Annotated in this window: 11 protein-coding genes and 3 pseudogenes; 10 read left to right on the forward strand and 4 right to left on the reverse strand. The window is 60.6% G+C overall.

Annotation, left to right across the window (positions count from 1 at the left end; translation table 11 throughout):
* Positions 1–27: 27 nt before the first annotated feature.
* Entirely contained in the window at positions 28–726 is a 699-nt protein-coding gene (locus tag HB777_37970) for a recombinase family protein (GenBank protein ID QND69451.1), read from the forward strand.
* A gap of 44 nt (positions 727–770) precedes the next feature.
* Positions 771–2,858 (forward strand): type III effector, encoded by a 2,088-nt coding sequence (locus HB777_37975; GenBank protein ID QND69452.1) that lies wholly within the window; start codon positions 771–773, stop codon positions 2,856–2,858.
* A gap of 147 nt (positions 2,859–3,005) precedes the next feature.
* On the opposite strand, the gene HB777_37980 is transcribed toward HB777_37975, so the two are convergent.
* Positions 3,006–4,637, reverse strand: coding sequence for a transposase (locus HB777_37980; protein QND69453.1), 1,632 nt, complete (start codon positions 4,635–4,637; stop codon positions 3,006–3,008).
* A 209-nt stretch (positions 4,638–4,846) separates the two neighbouring features.
* Between HB777_37980 and HB777_37985 the strand changes: the two are divergent.
* Positions 4,847–5,722: pseudogene (locus HB777_37985) on the forward strand (type III secretion system effector protein).
* Between the two features lie 913 nt (positions 5,723–6,635).
* On the opposite strand, the gene HB777_37990 reads toward HB777_37985, so the two are convergent.
* The 3 genes from HB777_37990 to HB777_38000 form a co-directional block, all read right to left on the reverse strand.
* Entirely contained in the window at positions 6,636–7,784 is a 1,149-nt protein-coding gene (locus HB777_37990) for an AAA family ATPase (GenBank protein ID QND69454.1), read from the reverse strand.
* Positions 7,781–8,206 (reverse strand): hypothetical protein, encoded by a 426-nt coding sequence (locus HB777_37995; GenBank protein ID QND69455.1) that lies wholly within the window; start codon positions 8,204–8,206, stop codon positions 7,781–7,783. The genes HB777_37990 and HB777_37995 overlap by 4 nt, the downstream gene beginning before the upstream one ends.
* Positions 8,207–8,333: 127 nt before the next feature.
* Positions 8,334–8,639 carry a hypothetical protein gene (locus tag HB777_38000; protein QND69456.1) on the reverse strand — a complete coding sequence of 102 codons (306 nt, stop codon included), beginning with the start codon at positions 8,637–8,639 and terminating at the stop codon, positions 8,334–8,336.
* Here HB777_38000 and HB777_38005 point away from each other — a divergent pair.
* From HB777_38005 to HB777_38035, 7 genes and pseudogenes are all read left to right on the forward strand, one after another.
* Positions 8,634–9,758: a transposase gene (locus HB777_38005; protein ID QND69748.1), complete on the forward strand. Its 1,125-nt coding sequence runs from the start codon at positions 8,634–8,636 to the stop codon at positions 9,756–9,758. The genes HB777_38000 and HB777_38005 overlap by 6 nt on opposite strands.
* A gap of 25 nt (positions 9,759–9,783) precedes the next feature.
* Positions 9,784–11,606: pseudogene (locus HB777_38010) on the forward strand (Tn3 family transposase).
* 15 nt (positions 11,607–11,621) lie between these two features.
* A pseudogene (locus HB777_38015) lies at positions 11,622–13,186 on the forward strand (hypothetical protein).
* 144 nt (positions 13,187–13,330) lie between these two features.
* Positions 13,331–13,882, forward strand: coding sequence for a recombinase family protein (locus HB777_38020; protein QND69457.1), 552 nt, complete (start codon positions 13,331–13,333; stop codon positions 13,880–13,882).
* Positions 13,879–14,304 carry a hypothetical protein gene (locus tag HB777_38025; GenBank protein QND69458.1) on the forward strand — a complete coding sequence of 142 codons (426 nt, stop codon included), beginning with the start codon at positions 13,879–13,881 and terminating at the stop codon, positions 14,302–14,304. Before HB777_38020 ends, HB777_38025 begins: the two co-directional genes overlap by 4 nt.
* 537 nt (positions 14,305–14,841) lie before the next feature.
* Positions 14,842–16,428, forward strand: a complete 1,587-nt coding sequence (locus tag HB777_38030; GenBank protein ID QND69459.1) for an NAD(P)/FAD-dependent oxidoreductase — start codon at positions 14,842–14,844, stop codon at positions 16,426–16,428.
* A 51-nt stretch (positions 16,429–16,479) separates the two neighbouring features.
* The gene (locus tag HB777_38035) at positions 16,480–16,884 is read left to right on the forward strand and encodes a cytochrome c (GenBank protein ID QND69460.1); all 405 of its coding nucleotides are present in this window, start codon (positions 16,480–16,482) and stop codon (positions 16,882–16,884) included.
* Positions 16,885–16,919 lie beyond the last annotated feature (35 nt).

A 16,919-nucleotide genomic window follows, 5' to 3' on the forward strand; every position in this document is an offset into this window, starting at 1 on the left:
AAGGGTCCGCCGAAGGGGCGACGGAAAGTGTATGAATTGAAGGCGTTAGGACATAGCGATTCGCCGTCCGGAAAGGAAGACATTCTGGGACGCAATCATCGTCACTTCCATGCCAAAAACCGCACGGCACTTTACCTGCGCGTCTCCACGCCGGAGCAGAAGCCCGATCTGCAATATGATGGGTTGCATGGCTACGCTGCGCGCGCCGGACTGGAGATCGTCGGAGACTACTGCGACATTGCGGTGTCAGGCCGCCGCGAGGGACGCCCCCGGCTCAACGCCTTGATGGCGAGTGTTCGTAACCGTGAGGTCGATTGTGTCCTGGTCTGGAAATTCGACCGTTTCGCCCGCTCCACACGTCACCTTCTGATCGCCCTCGAGGAATTCGATCACCTCGGCGTGCGCTTTATCAGCGTTCAGGATCAGATAGACACCGCAAGCCCCATGGGGCGGGCCATGTTCACCATCATCGCAGCCATGGCAGAATTGGAGTCCTCTTTGATTAGCGAGCGCGTCACCGCTGGAATGCAGGCGGCGCGATCGCGCGGCAAGCATCTCGGACGGCCAAGTCTCCCAATTCTGTTGGTTGAAGAGATCGAGGTGCTTGCCGCATCAGCCGATCTGAGCATTCGAAAGATTCAAGAGAAAATCGGAGGAAAAGCCAGTCGAGGCCGCGTTGGTGAAATCGTCAAACGCGTCCGATCGGCAAAAGCGTCGACCGGGTGAACTTTTTACACGTACTTTCAATCTACCCCCGCAAGGACTCCATCATGCAAATCAAAACCGCAAGCCTTGGCCCTAACGCGCATCCGCACGACCCGGTTGCGGGCGACGGATCGTCACCCGCCGACCGCAGCATCGAGATCGAAGCGGGACACGGCAGCGGCACTCTGTGGCCCACGGACGGCACGCAAGCACGCGCGTGCCCGAGACCGGCTTCGGAAACCACGATGTGCCTCGCGGACCTGCTGTCGATCTCCAGCCAGCGGCCTTCGAGGCCCGAAGTCATACCGGCCATTGTGCAAGCCGGGGACGATGAAGGCGTCCCGGATTTGCTTCCGCAACCGGCCCGTTCCGGGGCGAGCCAGCCGCGCCTGGCCAATCCCGGCGAAGCGAGGGACGTCGAGAGCGGGTTGCTCATGCGCGATTGCTCGTCGCGGATCGCCGCCTTCCTGGGCAACCTGTCGGTCGTCCAGGAGCTTCGGCAGTTCGATGACAGCGAGTTCGTGGGCAAGCTGCGTAACGAACTGGTCACCGAGCCCGGATGTCGAGAGCCGAAGACGCTGCTGGCCGCCATGGGCGAGAAGGTCGATGAACTGCGGTCGCACCTGGACAAGCAGGCGTCGACACCAGAGGAGGCGGAGTTCCTGGCAGAGGCCCGGCGCTATCTCGAGCCGGTCATGACCAGCTTCGAGACCGACATCCACACCTTGCAGCACGACGCGAGTGCCGCGAAGCGGATATACCAGGGAGCGCTGACGCTTCTGCTCTACCCCTTGCCGCTCGCCACGCTGTTCACCCAGAAGACTGGCACCTACGCTGCGTTCAACATTGCTTCCTACACCTATACGGCGATACAGCTGGTCTCGCTTATGCGACGCCCGACAACGGACGCCAAGCTGTTCATGAAGCACGCCATCAACCGGCACAGCCTGGTCTTCTTCATCTCGCTGATCTATGCCGTACCCACCTTCTACGCCAAGGCCGCGCCGCTGCAGCGCAACGCCGGCTTCGTCGCCGGCGCAGCGGCAGCGCAAGGGGCGATGATGTTCGGCCTGCGGCTGGGGCAGGACCTGATGGACTCGATGCGGCTGCGCTTCAACGGCGCCTTCAACCGCAGGCGTGATCTTCCCGACGGCTTCAGGGACGCCATTGAGGGAGTCGTGGGCGATCTGCGCGCGGGTCTGAGCAACGTCAACCGCTCCGTCGGCGAATTCCAGAAGGACCGGCGGATCACGCCGCACATGGATCGGCAGCTCACCTTCTTCAAGCAGGACCTGTCCAGAATCGTGACGGGCCTTGAGCGGCTCGTAGCGACCGGGACGCGGCAGGAGAGCCCGGTCGCCGCAAGCGATGACCCACCAGGCCCCCTAGAGGCGGTGCGCCGGACCCTGGACGCATCGTTCGCAAACAACCCCGACCTGAAGGGAAAGCTCGCGCTGGCGACCGTAGCCTTCGCCGTCCTCGGGTCAAACATCGCCCTGATGCGCAACAACGGGCTGGCCCTACCTGACTTCATCGCCGATGCGGTCGTCTCGTCGACGTTCCTGCTCCGTGAAGCGCTGAGCCCGCATGTCACGCACGCGGGGATGAACGACAGCGTGAGCGACACCGTCGGCGGTATGACGATCGGCCTGCCCTTCTCCGTAGCCGCTGTGATGAGCGGCTACATGGACGACCCCAGGGCCAACCCATCGGGCTTCATAGCCGGGACCGTCGGCTACACGGCGGCCTACCTGCTCTTCGGCCGGGTGGCCGGCGACGTCATGTCCAAGGGCCTCATGGCTACGAGCGGAGCGCTCGGCTGGGGCCAACAGCAGGCGATCCGACTCGGCCGGAGCGCGATGGCCTTGGGTTTCGAGCTGGTCGCCGGGCACCGCTCGCCGGCTGCAGCGGATGTGCACGACGTAGCCGGGGTCGAGATGGCGGGTGTGCCGCATGAGCCGCTGTTCTTCAGCCCCTCACAGCGGGCGTCCGCCGAACGCACCCTGGTCGGCACGCTTGAGCAGATCGGCGACGAGTGGTACGAGGCGCGCGACGAATGGGAAGGCGAATCGGAGGGGACGGCGGGTAGGGACGACCCCTGGGTCGACGCACCGGCGGAGCTGCCCATGCAGCCGGCGCCTCAGTCGGAATAAGCAGCCCTGCACGCGTATGGGGTCGGGCGGGATTCCTGAGCGGGAGGGTCGGTAGGGATTCGTGTAAGAAACCTTTACTGACAGCGAGTTAGCTCACTTTTGGCTGTTTTGTACACAAATCCGTAACCGGGGCAGATTACCGGGCAGTCAGGCTTGAGCGGCTTGCCTAACGAGATCCGGGAGCGGCGGAATCGACTCTTGTGTTGGTATGGCGAGGCGGTCGCCGAGATAGCGGAAGAATGAGACGTCGAGCTTGATGCAGGTCTTCATCAGGCCGAGCAGGACGTCGCGGGCGTTCTTGCCTGCCTCGCTGACGGTTCCGCCGGAGATCTTGCGCTTGGTGACGAAGGTGCGGATGTCGTTTTCCGAACCATTGGTGTGGAGTGGGATCTCGGGACGATCGAGAACTCGCAGGAGTTCATGCTTGCGGCGATGCAGCCTGGCAAGAAGCCGGTCGAGCATGACGTAGCCGGTTCGTCGTTTGAACAGGCGCTCGAAGCGGGCGCGCAGGGCCGCCGCGTGGCGCGGACAAGGAGCACGCTGGTAGCTCTTGAGGTCGCGATAGAACCACCAGATCAACTGGCGCATGATGTCGACGGCCTGACGTTGATCCGGGGTCACGGGTATCAATTTGTGGACGAGCCGCTCGGCGTGGACCCAGCACAGAGCATGGTCGCCGATGCGGAACTGGCCGGCATCATCGGACACGACCACGGTATCGCCAAGAAAGCCGTGGTGGCGGATCGCTCCCCACATCGCCCCTTCGGTGGCGATCCTGACTGGGTTGGGCTCAACCGCGAGCTGGTCGAGGCCGAGTGCGGCCAGATGCGCCTGCCATGCGGCGCTGTCGGCAAATGCCTTGTGCGGCGCAGCCGCCAGCCGCGCGATCACCGGACCGGCGAGGTTGCGGCCGCGCATATAGGCCAGGGCCTCTTCATTGATGAAGTAATCGCTGTGCCCGGCACGCAGCGTCGCCAGGAACGCCTCCCGTGACTTCGATCGCCCGGTGCGGAACGCGGTGAAGCGGCGATCGCCGATCTGGGTGGTGTAGCCGTCCTGGTGGGCGTGGCGCGCCGACGTATCATCGACGGTGATCCAGGGCGCCGTAGCCAGCCCGGCGCGCAGCACGTCACGGTCCTCCGCCGCGAAGGCCTCCAGGCCCTCCGAAATCAGCCGCACCACCTGGCGCTTCGAAATGTCGACCCCGATCCCGGTCAACAACGCCGTCAACCGCTCCGTCGTCACCTGGCCTTGAATGTGACAGGCCAGAATGAAGCGGCGCAGGTTCGCGCCCCAGCCGCCGATGATCCCCGCCGGCAAGGGCGCCACCATCGTTTCGCCGGTCGGTGTCACCCAGCGCTCGCGGCGATAGCGCACCACCTCGGCCGACAACGCCAGATCGCGCACCAGGATCGTCTCATACCCCTTGAAGCGAGAGCCCGCAGGAGCGCTCACCGCAACCGTCACCTCGCGGCTCACGCGACCGCCGTCGCGCTTGGCGCCGCGCCGGCGGCGCTTGCCCTTGCCAGATGTCGGCTGCGTCGCCTTCTCCATGCCCGATGGCTTGGTCGGCTTGACCGGGGGACGCGGCGGCAGGTCCTTCAGCCGGGCGATCTCATCCTTCAGGGTCTGGTTCTCGGCGCGTAGCGCCTGGTTCTCGATCTCAAGGCTCTCGACCCGGCTTTGAAGACCGCGCACTTCGCCGATCAGCGCAGAAACCAGCCCGCGGAGTTCCGCGAGCGACAGGCCTTCAAGCGAATCAGTCGGTGGTAGCGTCACGCAAAGGGTGAATCACGAAAGCACGCGCCTGCAAACCCCCACCGCCCGGTAATCTGCCCCGGTTACCACAAATCCCTGCCAAGCCTCTATAGAGGCTCGAGAATCCCGCGCGTCAATGCTTCGTCGTCCCAGCTATGACTTCGGTGAGCCAGCGCGAATCGGAGAGTTTCTCGCCAAACTTGCTCCTACAGTCACTGTAGGAGATCAACATGGGTCTATGCGTTTCAAAGCCGAGCGTGGCAGGCTCACCTGAGCATTATGCAGCCCACGCCACAGAGCAGGCCACGCCCTCTACGCCGTCATCTCCCGAGGCGTCCATGTCACCCAGCCTGTATGGCTTGGCGTCACTCGGGTCTCCCGGAGCGAGCTCGAGCCGCCGTCCATTAAGTCCACTGCTGGAGTTGAATACCAGCGATCTGGTAAAGCAAAAAAAGCGACTTTGGCAGCGGATCCAACACGATGGGTCGCAGTTCCGAACCACACCTGAAGAACGAAAACAGTTCAAGACTGCGCTCATAACTCTTTGGGGCTAACAATCCCGCCCACAGAGGCAGCAGCAGTGGAATGGGATGATGCAAAGAATGGCACAGATGAAGAGGAACCACCCAGAACTCGAACACATGGCAACCGAGGATCTCGTGGCGCTGCAGGCATGGACGACGGACGATTATGAAGTAGTACAGGATGTTCTGGAGAAAGAAGCGACGCCCACTGCTCATGGCCTTGCATTTGCAAAATGCATCATTTCCGCCCTGCACTCGCTTCCCGAAGAATATTCATATCAAGGGACTGTCTTCACCGGCGAAGATCAGTTGCCGGACTGGGTGTCGGAGCGATACCAAGAAGGAAGCATCACCACGGACCGCCGATTCTTCGCGACCTCAGAAACCAAGAATGCATCCTGGCAAGGAATGGCAGTCGAGTGGGAAAGCAATTCAACAACTGGAAAACGCATCTCCATGTTTTCAGAGCGCCCGAATGAGCAGGAAGTTCTCTTCCCTCCTGGCACCCGCTTTCAGGTAACACGAATTGAAGAGAACGAGACTCATCCCCGCCTGAAGATTTATCAAAGCCAGATCGCGTAGGCATTCTGAATCGCCCTGGAGAAGTATTCACCAGAAGTACGGATGTGGGCGGTGTGGATGGTGTTCGAGCGGACTGAACTTCGCAGCAACAGGCTGCTGAAGAATCATCTGCCACGCGAAACGGCAAACGGACGGCTCGACAAGGGGTTCTCAGTTCACAGGCCAAGCGCGCTGCTGACAGGCAATGCGCTTGCCTGTCAGTTGCGGTCACTTTGTGCCAGTCGCAGCGCTGCGCCATGACAGCAGCCGTACGTCCCTGGCGCAGGCAACGCGCACTAAGAGCGGCGATGGCCACCGCCGTACAGATCTACGACCAGGTCACCAACGGCTGCCGGCGATCGCCCATAGGCTCCGTGAGAATCCCTCGCTAGCGACATCGCAGCCGGCCAGCCCTCCCGCAGGCCCGCTGGGCGCTCTGTAAGTGCTGCCTCTGACCAGCAGCAGGCCAGCGGCGCTGTGCGAGTTGCATCCTCCTTGCCTGGCTGCGCTGACTTTGCCAATTCACAACCGTCCAGCCTAAATGACGCCACCGTCCAGTTTGACTGATAGCTTTGTCCAGTTTATTTAGTGCCGGCGTCCACTTGCTTGGCTGTATGTAGTAACATGCTGACCCCAGCGAGCACGTGGTACTCACTACCTGCTGCGTTCAGGCCCGCCGAACCGGCAACAATCGCGCCAACGGAAATCGCTCCAACTACGATCCGCCAGACGGCAAAGAACCGAAACCCGTAGCGTCGTTGAGCAAGAGTGTTGAATTGCACTACTGCGCCCAGCCCAAGGAAGGCTGCAACAGCGATCGCGAATATAGGTCAGCGTTTCCATGTTGCCTCCTCGTGCACTTTAGGTAGCATTATGCTACCGCGATAGCCGGTGGGTTTCAATGGGTGTGGGCAACGAGGCCTGAACGTCTCAGCTACCTACCTTGATCCTGTTCGCGGTCCTGATCCTTGCGGCGTATATCCGGGAGGGTTTCACCACGCTCTATACGGCCCGCCAAGTCTTCGCGCACCTTTTTGGCTACCCCAGCAGCCGACGCAGGCTGGGAGGCCGCTACGCGCGCTTCTACGGCCCTCACGTATGCGTAGGAGGGAGCTAAGTCGGGATACTTCGCGACGGCCTGTTTGGCGGGCAGGGACCGGAACGCGTCAGCCCTGTCCTTCGCTTCCGACGCTTCCCTAGCAGAGCGAAGTGTGGCGGCTCCATCTTTGCCATAGCGAATTTCAACGTCATCGCCGACACGTGGAGGGCGACCTAACTTGTCTCTGAAATGCGCAATGGCAGAGCGTGCACCGATCTGCTGCACCAGGTGCAGGTCGGTTTCGCCAATGACCTTACCGCTGTACTCGCTGTTCGGCCGTGGAATGAATGTCCGGCTCTCCTGTCCCAAGGCCCGCTCCGCGATCGCCTTGGCATCCGCAAAGCTCGCAGCAGCCCGATGTTGGCGGCTCTGTGAGAAGTTCTGCAGTTCGTCCTTGTAGAGCATCCGAGCCCAGGCCGGCACATTCTCGCTGGCGCGAATTGCCTTGCCGCGCTCCAATATCACCGACAGTTCGTGGGGCTTGCCCAGCTGCGAGTTGTCGAAAATGTACGCCCGGTCAGCAAGCTTGGCAGCCTCGCGGATCAGCGGTTGATTGCGGTCGTAACGCTGACGGATCTTGTCTTCCGGGACGGGATGCCCACCCTTGTTGACGCGATCGGCGACACGCATCACTGACAGGTTCGGGCTTCGGACGTTGACGTGGTAAAGCACCACCTCGTAACCGGCAGCTTTGGCGTCACGCACCAGGTCTACCTTCGACGGATGTGAGAACGTGGATTCAGTGACCAGGCTCTTGCGTTCGGCCATGAGTTGCCGGCGACGTTCCTCTGCCAATTCCTGGCCACGTGCAGACTCCGACTTTGTTTGCGCTGGGTGACCAAACTCTCGCAACGCCAGCTCGTCGGCGTTTACAAACTCGGCGTCCGGATAGCGCTTTTCCAGTCGATTCCTGTAAAGCGTTGTCTTCCCTGCGCCGTTAGGCCCAGCAATGACGTGCAGTGTCGGCGTTCTTTCGTCAGTCACTCTTCGATCACCACAGTGTTCCCGTCGCCCGCAACCCGAACAAGCCGGCCATGCGCGTCATACCCTGCAGCACCGGCAGAGCGACCCAACAAGGCCATCGCAGCTGTTTCCTCGCTGCTCGGTGCAAGCATCACGTCATCAAGCAGGTCGTAGTAGTGCGTGCGTTCCTGGTCGGCCAGCAAAGCCGGATCAAAGCGACCCTCCAATGCGGCGCGAACGCGATCGAGGGTAAACCCTGGCGCTTGCTCGATGGCGCGCCCGATCCGCGCCCAGTGCTCGAGCTGGCCACCAATGGAACGCGAGAACACCGGTGCATCTTCCCGCGCCAGGTTGACGAGGGCGCTTGACAGTTTCACCGACGCGAAATCGATCTTAGGCTGACGGGCAGGGGAGTTTGGCGAAGGTTTGGTCTTTGTGGGCATCACGTTGCTCCTATTTGAGTAGCAAAATGCTACCCGAAATGCTGCCTAAAATCAAGCCGGGTGGCAAAGTGACACTCAAACAAAAAGCGCGGCCTGAGCCGCGCTTTCGTTCCTACATCGGTGGGAATTACCGCGCCTGTGTCTGCTGCCCGTTGCCAGGCTGCGTGCCCGCTGCGCCTCCACCACTGTTGCCACCGGGGGTGCTGCAATCCTGGTAAGCCGAATTGCATTTGCCCTTGACGATCGATTCCACCAGGTCATCTTGTCCGGACGGGCACATCTTGAGGAAATTGCGCCTCTTCTTGCGCTCGTCGCTGGGCTTGTCCGCCCTGATACTGAAATAACGTCTCAGCGGCGGAGTACATTCCGATGGAGCTGATCCAGCCACCAGGCACAGAAGTGCCTCGCACGCGTCCTTCTGGTCTCCCTGCATCGTCTCTTGCGCAGCTACGCTTCCTGTGCCGCCGGCGATGAAGAGTTGTTGACCGGGATCGGGGTCGACATTTCGAAGCGCCAGGTGGTGCGGCTGATTTCGGAGGGCCTGGAGGCCTTCGCGGCGGAGGACCGTGACGTGCTGCGCGCCGGGCTGGCTACGGCGCCCTGGATCACCGTCGATGATACGTCGGCGCGCCACGCCCACCAGGACGGCTACACCACCCAGATCGGCGATCGCCGCTTCACCGCGTTCCGCACCGGGCGATCGAAGTCACGGGAGGCGTTCCTGGCGACGCTGCGTGCCGGGCACAGCGATTACTTCATCAATGAAGAGGCCCTGGCCTATATGCGCGGCCGCAACCTCGCCGGTCCGGTGATCGCGCGGCTGGCGGCTGCGCCGCACAAGGCATTTGCCGACAGCGCCGCATGGCAGGCGCATCTGGCCGCACTCGGCCTCGACCAGCTCGCGGTTGAGCCCAACCCAGTCAGGATCGCCACCGAAGGGGCGATGTGGGGAGCGATCCGCCACCACGGCTTTCTTGGCGATACCGTGGTCGTGTCCGATGATGCCGGCCAGTTCCGCATCGGCGACCATGCTCTGTGCTGGGTCCACGCCGAGCGGCTCGTCCACAAATTGATACCCGTGACCCCGGATCAACGTCAGGCCGTCGACATCATGCGCCAGTTGATCTGGTGGTTCTATCGCGACCTCAAGAGCTACCAGCGTGCTCCTTGTCCGCGCCACGCGGCGGCCCTGCGCGCCCGCTTCGAGCGCCTGTTCAAACGACGAACCGGCTACGTCATGCTCGACCGGCTTCTTGCCAGGCTGCATCGCCGCAAGCATGAACTCCTGCGCGTTCTCGATCGTCCCGAGATCCCGCTCCACACCAATGGTTCGGAAAACGACATCCGCACCTTCGTCACCAAGCGCAAGATCTCCGGCGGAACCGTCAGCGAGGCAGGCAAGAACGCCCGCGACGTCCTGCTCGGCCTGATGAAGACCTGCATCAAGCTCGACGTCTCATTCTTCCGCTATCTCGGCGACCGCCTCGGCATACCAACACAAGAGTCGATTCCGCCGCTCCCGGATCTCGTTAGGCAAGCCGCTCAAGCCTGACTGCCCGGTAATCTGCCCCGGTTACATGCGCTCGTCCTGGGCCAATCATTACCGGCGCATGCTGCCCAGTCTGCTTTCGGTTCTGGAATTCCGGTCGAACAATACCGCGTGGCGTCCGGTGCTAGTGGCGCTGGATTGGATCAGGAGCAAGGTGGATGATGGCTGCCGGTTTGTGCCGATGCAGGATGTGCCGTTTGACGAGGTTATTCCGGCCAGATGGCGCAGTTCGGTCAATGACGATGGCTGTGTGAACCGGATCAGCTACGAGCTTTGCGTCCTCACCCAGTTGCGTGATCGCATCCGCTCCAAGGAGATCTGGGTTGTCGGCGCGGACCGCTATCGCAATCCTGACGACGATCTTCCCAGGGACTTCGAAATCCGGCGTGACGCCTATTACACAGTCCTCAACCTGACCCCGAACGCGCGAGCGTTCACAGCCGGCATTCGCAAGGAGCTTGAGCATGAGTTACTGCTTCTGAACGAAACGATCCCACGAAACGGCAAGGTCCGGCTGCTGTGGCGGGGCGAAAACCGCATATCGATTACACCGTTCAAGCCTCTGCCGGAACCGAAGGGGCTGGAAGCAATCAAGGGCGAGATCGGTCAGCGCTGGTCGATGACAGGATTGCTCGACGTGCTGAAGGAAGCCGCACTCGATACCGGTCTGCTGGAGTCCTTCGAAACATCGGCGTCGAGAGTTGCCCTGTCGCGCGAGGCGCTGGATCGGCGGCTTCTGTTGTGCCTTTATGGTCTCGGCACGAATGCCGGGCTCAAGCGGATCGCCGGCGCAACACCTGATGTCAGCTACGACGAGTTGCTGCATGTTCACCGCCGCTTTATCCACGCGCCGGCGCTGAGGGAGGCGTGCGCGAGGGTTGCAAACGCGACCCTGGCCATCCGCAACGCAGCAGTCTGGGGTGACGCGGGTACGGCGTGCGCATCTGATTCGACAAAGTTCGGAGCGTGGGATCGCAATCTGATGACGGAATGGCATGCCCGCTACGGCGGCCGTGGTGTCATGATCTATTGGCATGTCGAAAAACGTGCGACCTGTGTCTATTCGCAATTGAAACGGTGCTCGTCCTCGGAGGTCGCCTCCATGATCGAGGGCGTGCTGCGTCATTGCACCGATATGGAAATCCAGCGCCAGTATGTCGACAGTCATGGTCAGAGCGCAGTCGGTTTCGCATTTTGCCGCCTTCTCGGCTTTGAACTCGCCCCACGCCTGAAGGCGATAGCCCGTCAGAAGCTTGCCATCCCGGAAGCCTCGCTGCGCACAAGGCTGCCGAATCTCTTGCCGATCCTTTCCAGCGCGATCGACTGGGAGGAGATCGAGCAGCAATATGACGAGATGGTCAAATACACCGCCGCCATGCAGACGAGAACGGCGGACCCGGAGGCCATCCTGCGCCGTTTCGCCCGTGCCGAAGTGATGCACCCGACCTACAAGGCGCTGAGCGAGCTCGCCGCGCGGTCAAGACGATATTCTTGTGCCGCTACCTTCGCCAGGAGGCATTCCGCCGGGAAATCCACGAGGGGCTGAATGTCGTCGAAAACTGGAACAGCGCTAATGGCTTCGTGTTTTTCGGCAAGGGCGGCGAGATCGCCACGAACCGGATCGATGAGCAGGAGATTTCCGCTCTGGCTTTGCACCTGCTGCAGGCGTCACTGGTCTATGTGAACACACGCATGCTTCAGACCGTGCTGGTGGAACCGAAATGGGCCGCACGGATGGCGCCGGAAGACTATCGCGGCCTCACGCCTCTGATCTACAGTCACGTCAATCCTTATGGCCGTTTCGATCTCGACTTGAATAGTCGGATCGATTTTGATCGGCTGGCGGCATAATTTTTGGAGATACCAATGGTTAAAATTGCTGAATCATGCCTGAATGTTCTCTACCAACATGGGCTGTCGTCGGCGCAGTTCCAGTTTTATTTCGAGAGAGCAAAGCATGATCTTCTGGCCAATGACATGGCCTGCGACGCCATCGTTGCGGAGGTTATGCAGTCCATGGACGATCATCCGGATGTGGCAACCTTGTTCGGATTGCTGCTGGATGAGGCACGAATGGGCATCGAGAATGACAGCCCATATGGAAAGGCCTTCCTGGAAAATGCGGAGAAGGCGATCAAGGCTCGCATTGCTGCGGGCGCTGGCGAGCCGCTTCACGGTTTGAAAATTGCTGGCTTGTATCGGCGTGCCAGTCTGCCCGTGCCAGACATACTGATGCTTGACCCGGTTGGGGAAAGCCCCGCCGAGGAGATCCCGATGCCGGATCTTGATGGCGCGCTTGCCGTTTTAGCGGCAGAAGTTGAAGCTGAAGGCGGCGGCGCGTATGAGTTCTTCAGTGGCCTGGATGAGATGTCGGCAGGAATGCCGGAGGAGTTCAAAGCCGAGTTTGTCCATCATCTGTTGAGCCTCGACAATCCCTTTCTGGAGCGCTGTGCACTCTATTGGCTGGTATCCGGCACATCATTGACGGGAGAGGCCGTGGCCGCCGGCCTACGAGAAAGGCTCATGCGCGGGAAGCTGGAGCCTGAAACCTTATCCTATCTGCCGATCATTCGCGGCTGGCTGTCGGCGAGCGCCGCCCGGGCGGCTATCGATGACATTGGCAAGCTGGCGCTGCGACAAGGTCTCGCTGATGTTTCCAAACAAAACAGGGCGGAGCCGATCGTCAGCGACATCCTGGCGACCACCGCTGACGGGGTCGGAGCGCAAGGCCTAACGATTGTGGGAAAACTGCAAGCCCAGACATTTGTCGCGATGATCCTGTTAAAGACCGGATACGGCATCAAGGATGCCTTTGTCATTCGTTGCCGTTCAAAGCGCGAAGCAACCAGCATCGTCTCTTATGCCCGCCAGGAAGCAAACAGCGTCCGAATAGATCGAATGTCTGCCGAGCTTCTGCTGGAAGCGGCTCTGGCGGATGGGATAGAAAACGGCCATCCACCAGCGCCGGCCTTCATTGACGTCATGGAGGCTTGTAGCTTGAGCCAATTGCGGCCCCAGGAAAGGGATCTGCAGGCTTTGCTGGATCACGTCGATCCGCAAAAGGAAATCCAGAATGCGACAGCGGCACAACTGGATCGGATGCTCCGCAATGAGCCCGCACTGGATGCGCTTGTCCCGTTCACCGACAGCTGGTTTGAAGACACAGGAGAAACACGCGATATCATTCGGGGATCCCGCTCGGCGCGGACTGTTGAAAAAGAATCTGGGCCTTTCTCGAAGGCCGACGAGACATCTGGGCAAGGCGATTTCTGCAAACCGCGATCATTCTCAAATCGGCTAAAAAGGAGCGACTGTCAAAAGCACTGGCAGCCGCAGCCTTTGCACTGATACACAAGCATCCCCTACAGGGCATCCCGCTCATGGAAGATATCGTTATGACCACACTGGATGCAGGCGGTGCACCTTTGTAGTGAATATTTTTGGTATACCCATGGAGAACATCGTCAATGAACGGGTTGCGGCCGTTGAATCCTGTTTATTGTGGGTCGGAAACGAGATATTGAACAACTCGGCATGACAGCACACGCAAATTGAACAGTTAGCATGGTTAGGACATGGCTCGTATCGGATATGCCCGTACATCCACAACAGACCAAAACCTCGCCGCGCAAATCGCCGCGCTCAGGAACGCCGGCTGCGAGGTCATCCGCGAGGAGCAGAAAAGTGGTGCATCACTCGAAGGTCGTCCGCAACTGATGACCATTCTCGACTTCATCCATGCCGGCGAAACTCTTGTCATCACCCGCATCGACCGGCTGGCCAGATCGTTGCGAGATCTTCAGGTGATAGTCGACCGACTCAAGGCCAAGGGCGCGCATCTGGTGGCCACCGAGCAGCCCGTCGATACCTCCACAGCCGCCGGCAAGGCGTTCTTCGACATGCTCGGCGTCTTCGCGGAATTCGAAACTAACCTGCGGCGCGAGCGGCAGGCTGAAGGTATCGCCGCCGCCAGGAAACGTGGCATCTACAAAGGTCGCCCACCGAAGATTGACCGCGCAGAAATCCTGCTTCGCCTCCAAAAGGGTCAGGGACCCAGCAAGATCGCCCGCGATCTCGCCATATCACGTGGCACGGTCTATCAGGTACGCAACGGTGCTTCCGAATGAGCAAGGCCAACCGCATCACCCGTTTAACATCCGCCGCCTGCGAGCAGATTCAGGCCCGCATGCTTGAGGCTTGCAGAAAGATCGCCTCAGATCACGGACTGGTCATCGAAAGTACCGGGTGGCGTGGCCTGGAACCTGGCTTCTCATTCGAACCAGCATTCCGCATCAGTATTCCCGCGCCAGACGGCAAGACGCTCAATCTGGATAAGGAGATGTTCGCCCTGCTGGCCGAACAGTACGGCCTGGAGGCTGCTCACTTCAAACGCGAGTTTATCGCTGGTGGCGAGCGTTTCCGGATCACCGGCATTGATCCACGAAGACCTAAATATCCCATCTCCGTCGAGCGTATCCCCGATCGCCGCGGCTTCAAGTTCACCGCCGACAATGTTGCCATGTTGCTCAAAGCTCAGGTCGAACCCTGACGTTCACCAATCGTTCTTCAACTTGGCCAAAATCCCGGCTTCGAGCCGACAGGGCCTTTCTGCTCGATCGCCATCCCTCGATCCTGTCCATACCACTCAACGCACACCAACGGCCAACAAACCATTGCAAATGCTCGCAAAAAGAAGCGTTTGTGGACGAAAACTAACTAGTTGAGAAAACTGGCGCACCCGACGCGATTCGAACGCATGACTCCTTCCTTCGGAGCGCCCATCGGCTAAGATTACGAGACTTTAGAGATATGTAATCATTTGTTTTCTGGTCATTTTTACCCGTCGATCATCATCATTACGGGTCGTGTCTCATCAGGTGGTGTAGCTCGGTGGTTACGAAGCCGCTCGCGAGCGTTCTCTTGCAAATCCGGCGCTCGGCGTCACGCGATCGATGGGTGATCGCTTAACAGCGACGCCCGGCGGTCGGCAGGCCGGTAGACAATCGTCTGAGGCCGGTCTACCCCTGACCCGCTGCCCCCGCCCGGTTATTCTCGTCCTTGCGATCCCCCTGAAAGAGTAGTTCCGATGCTTCCTCCCCAACTCAGCCGCCGCGATCTCCTGACCATGATCGGCGCGCTTGCCGGCAGTGAGGCCATGTATCAGGCCATGACGACCCTGGGCTTCGCGCAGGAGTCGCCCTACAAGGGTCCGATCAAGCTGGACGGCGATCCGAAAGGGGCTTCCGTTCTCGTACTCGGCGGCGGACTGGCCGGCATGGTCGCTGCGTACGAACTCAGCAAGGTCGGTTATAAGGTGCAGGTTCTGGAGTACAGGGAAAAAGCCGGCGGTCGCTGCTGGTCGCTGCGTGGCGGCGACAATTACACCGAGCTCGGCGGCTTCGAGCAGGAATGCAAGTTCGACGAGGGTCTTTATATCAATCCCGGCCCGTGGCGTATCCCTTACCATCACCATGCCGTGCTGGATTACTGCAAGCGGCTCGGCGTCAAACTCGAGGCGTTCGTGCAGGTGAACCACAACGCCTACTTGCATTCGGTCAAGGCGTTCGAAGGCAAGCCGCAGCGCTACCGCCATGTCAGCGCGGATTTCAACGGCCATGTCGCCGAGCTGCTTTCCAAGGTGACGAAGCAGGGTGGACTCGACCAGGCGGTCTCGACGGAGGACCGGGAGAAGCTGCTGGAAGCGTTGCAGAGCTGGGGCGCGCTTGACGAAAACTACGCTTACGTCGCTGGCACTCACAGCAGCGAGCGGCGAGGCTTTGATATTGAACCGGGCGGCGGCCAGATGCCGCTGGCCAAGCCATCGCAGCCGATAGGGCTCTCCGACATCGTGCAATCCGGCCTGTGGAGCAGCCTTAGCACTGGCAGTCTCTATGACTACCAGACCACGATGCTGCAGCCGGTCGGCGGCATGGACATGATAGCCAGGGCGTTCGAGAGGGAAGTCGGCAGCCTTACCAAATACAACGTGAAGGTCACGGAGATCGACCAGGACGACGAAAGCGTCACCATCCGCTACGAGGATGCGCGAAAGGGCGGCGAGGCGCAGACCGCCACCGCTGACTGGTGTATCTGCACCGTGCCGTTCTCCGTGCTCAGCCAGATCAAAACCAAGGTGTCGACCGAAACGAAGGCGGCGATTGACAACCTACCTTACGGTGCCGCGATCAAGGTGGGATTGCAGTTCAAGCGCCGCTTTTGGGAAGAGGACGAACACATCTACGGCGGCATCACCTACACCGATCTGCCCAACACGCTGATCTCCTATCCCAGCACCGACTATCACAGCCCGGGCAAGGGCGTGCTTCTCGGCGCCTTTTCATTGGAGGCCTGGGCTTACGAGTTCACGTCGCTGCCGCCGGAAGAGCGCATCCAGAAGGCGCTGGAGTACGGGGCTCAGATCCATCCGCAATACAAAGACGAGTTCGACAACGGCGTTGCCGTCGGCTGGCACCGCGTGCCATGGACGCTCGGCTGCTATGGCGAATGGACCGAGGAGAAGCGCAAGGAACACTATCATGCGGCAAGCTCGATCGACGGGCGCATCGCCATGGCCGGCGAGCACATCTCCTACATGCCGGCCTGGATGGAAGGAGCGATCCTGTCTTCGCTCGATGCGATCGGGCGTCTCCACCAACGCGTGGTCAGCGGCTGACGGCCCGCCGCCAGCCAGCTCGCCCTGATCGCAATCTGGAGACTTTTGGACATGAACCGGATCACCTCTTTCGCCGCCACCGTTGCCGTTGCGGCTTTCGCTGCGTTTCCTGTTTTTGGGCAATCGTCCGACTCGACCGGTTTTGGCAATGCCTCGAAGATCCAACCCAGAGATGGCGCCGGCATTTACGCGGCGATCTGCCGGGGTTGCCACATGCCGGAAGGCGTCGGCGCAGTCGGGGCCGGCAAATATCCGGCGCTCGCCAAGAACGAGAAGCTCGAAGCGGGCGCTTATCCGGTCGTCATGGTGGTCAAGGGTCAGAAGGCGATGCCGCCGCTCGGCTCCTATCTCGATGACGAGCAGGTGACGGCCGTGGTTAATTACATCCGTACCAATTTCGGCAACAACTACACGGATGCGGTGACTGTCGAAGACGTGCAGGCGGCGCGCCCGTAAACCCGGCCTGAACAGGTCATTGCAGGCGCATTACC

This window comes from Mesorhizobium loti (assembly GCA_014189435.1).
GTDB lineage: Bacteria > Pseudomonadota > Alphaproteobacteria > Rhizobiales > Rhizobiaceae > Mesorhizobium > Mesorhizobium loti_G.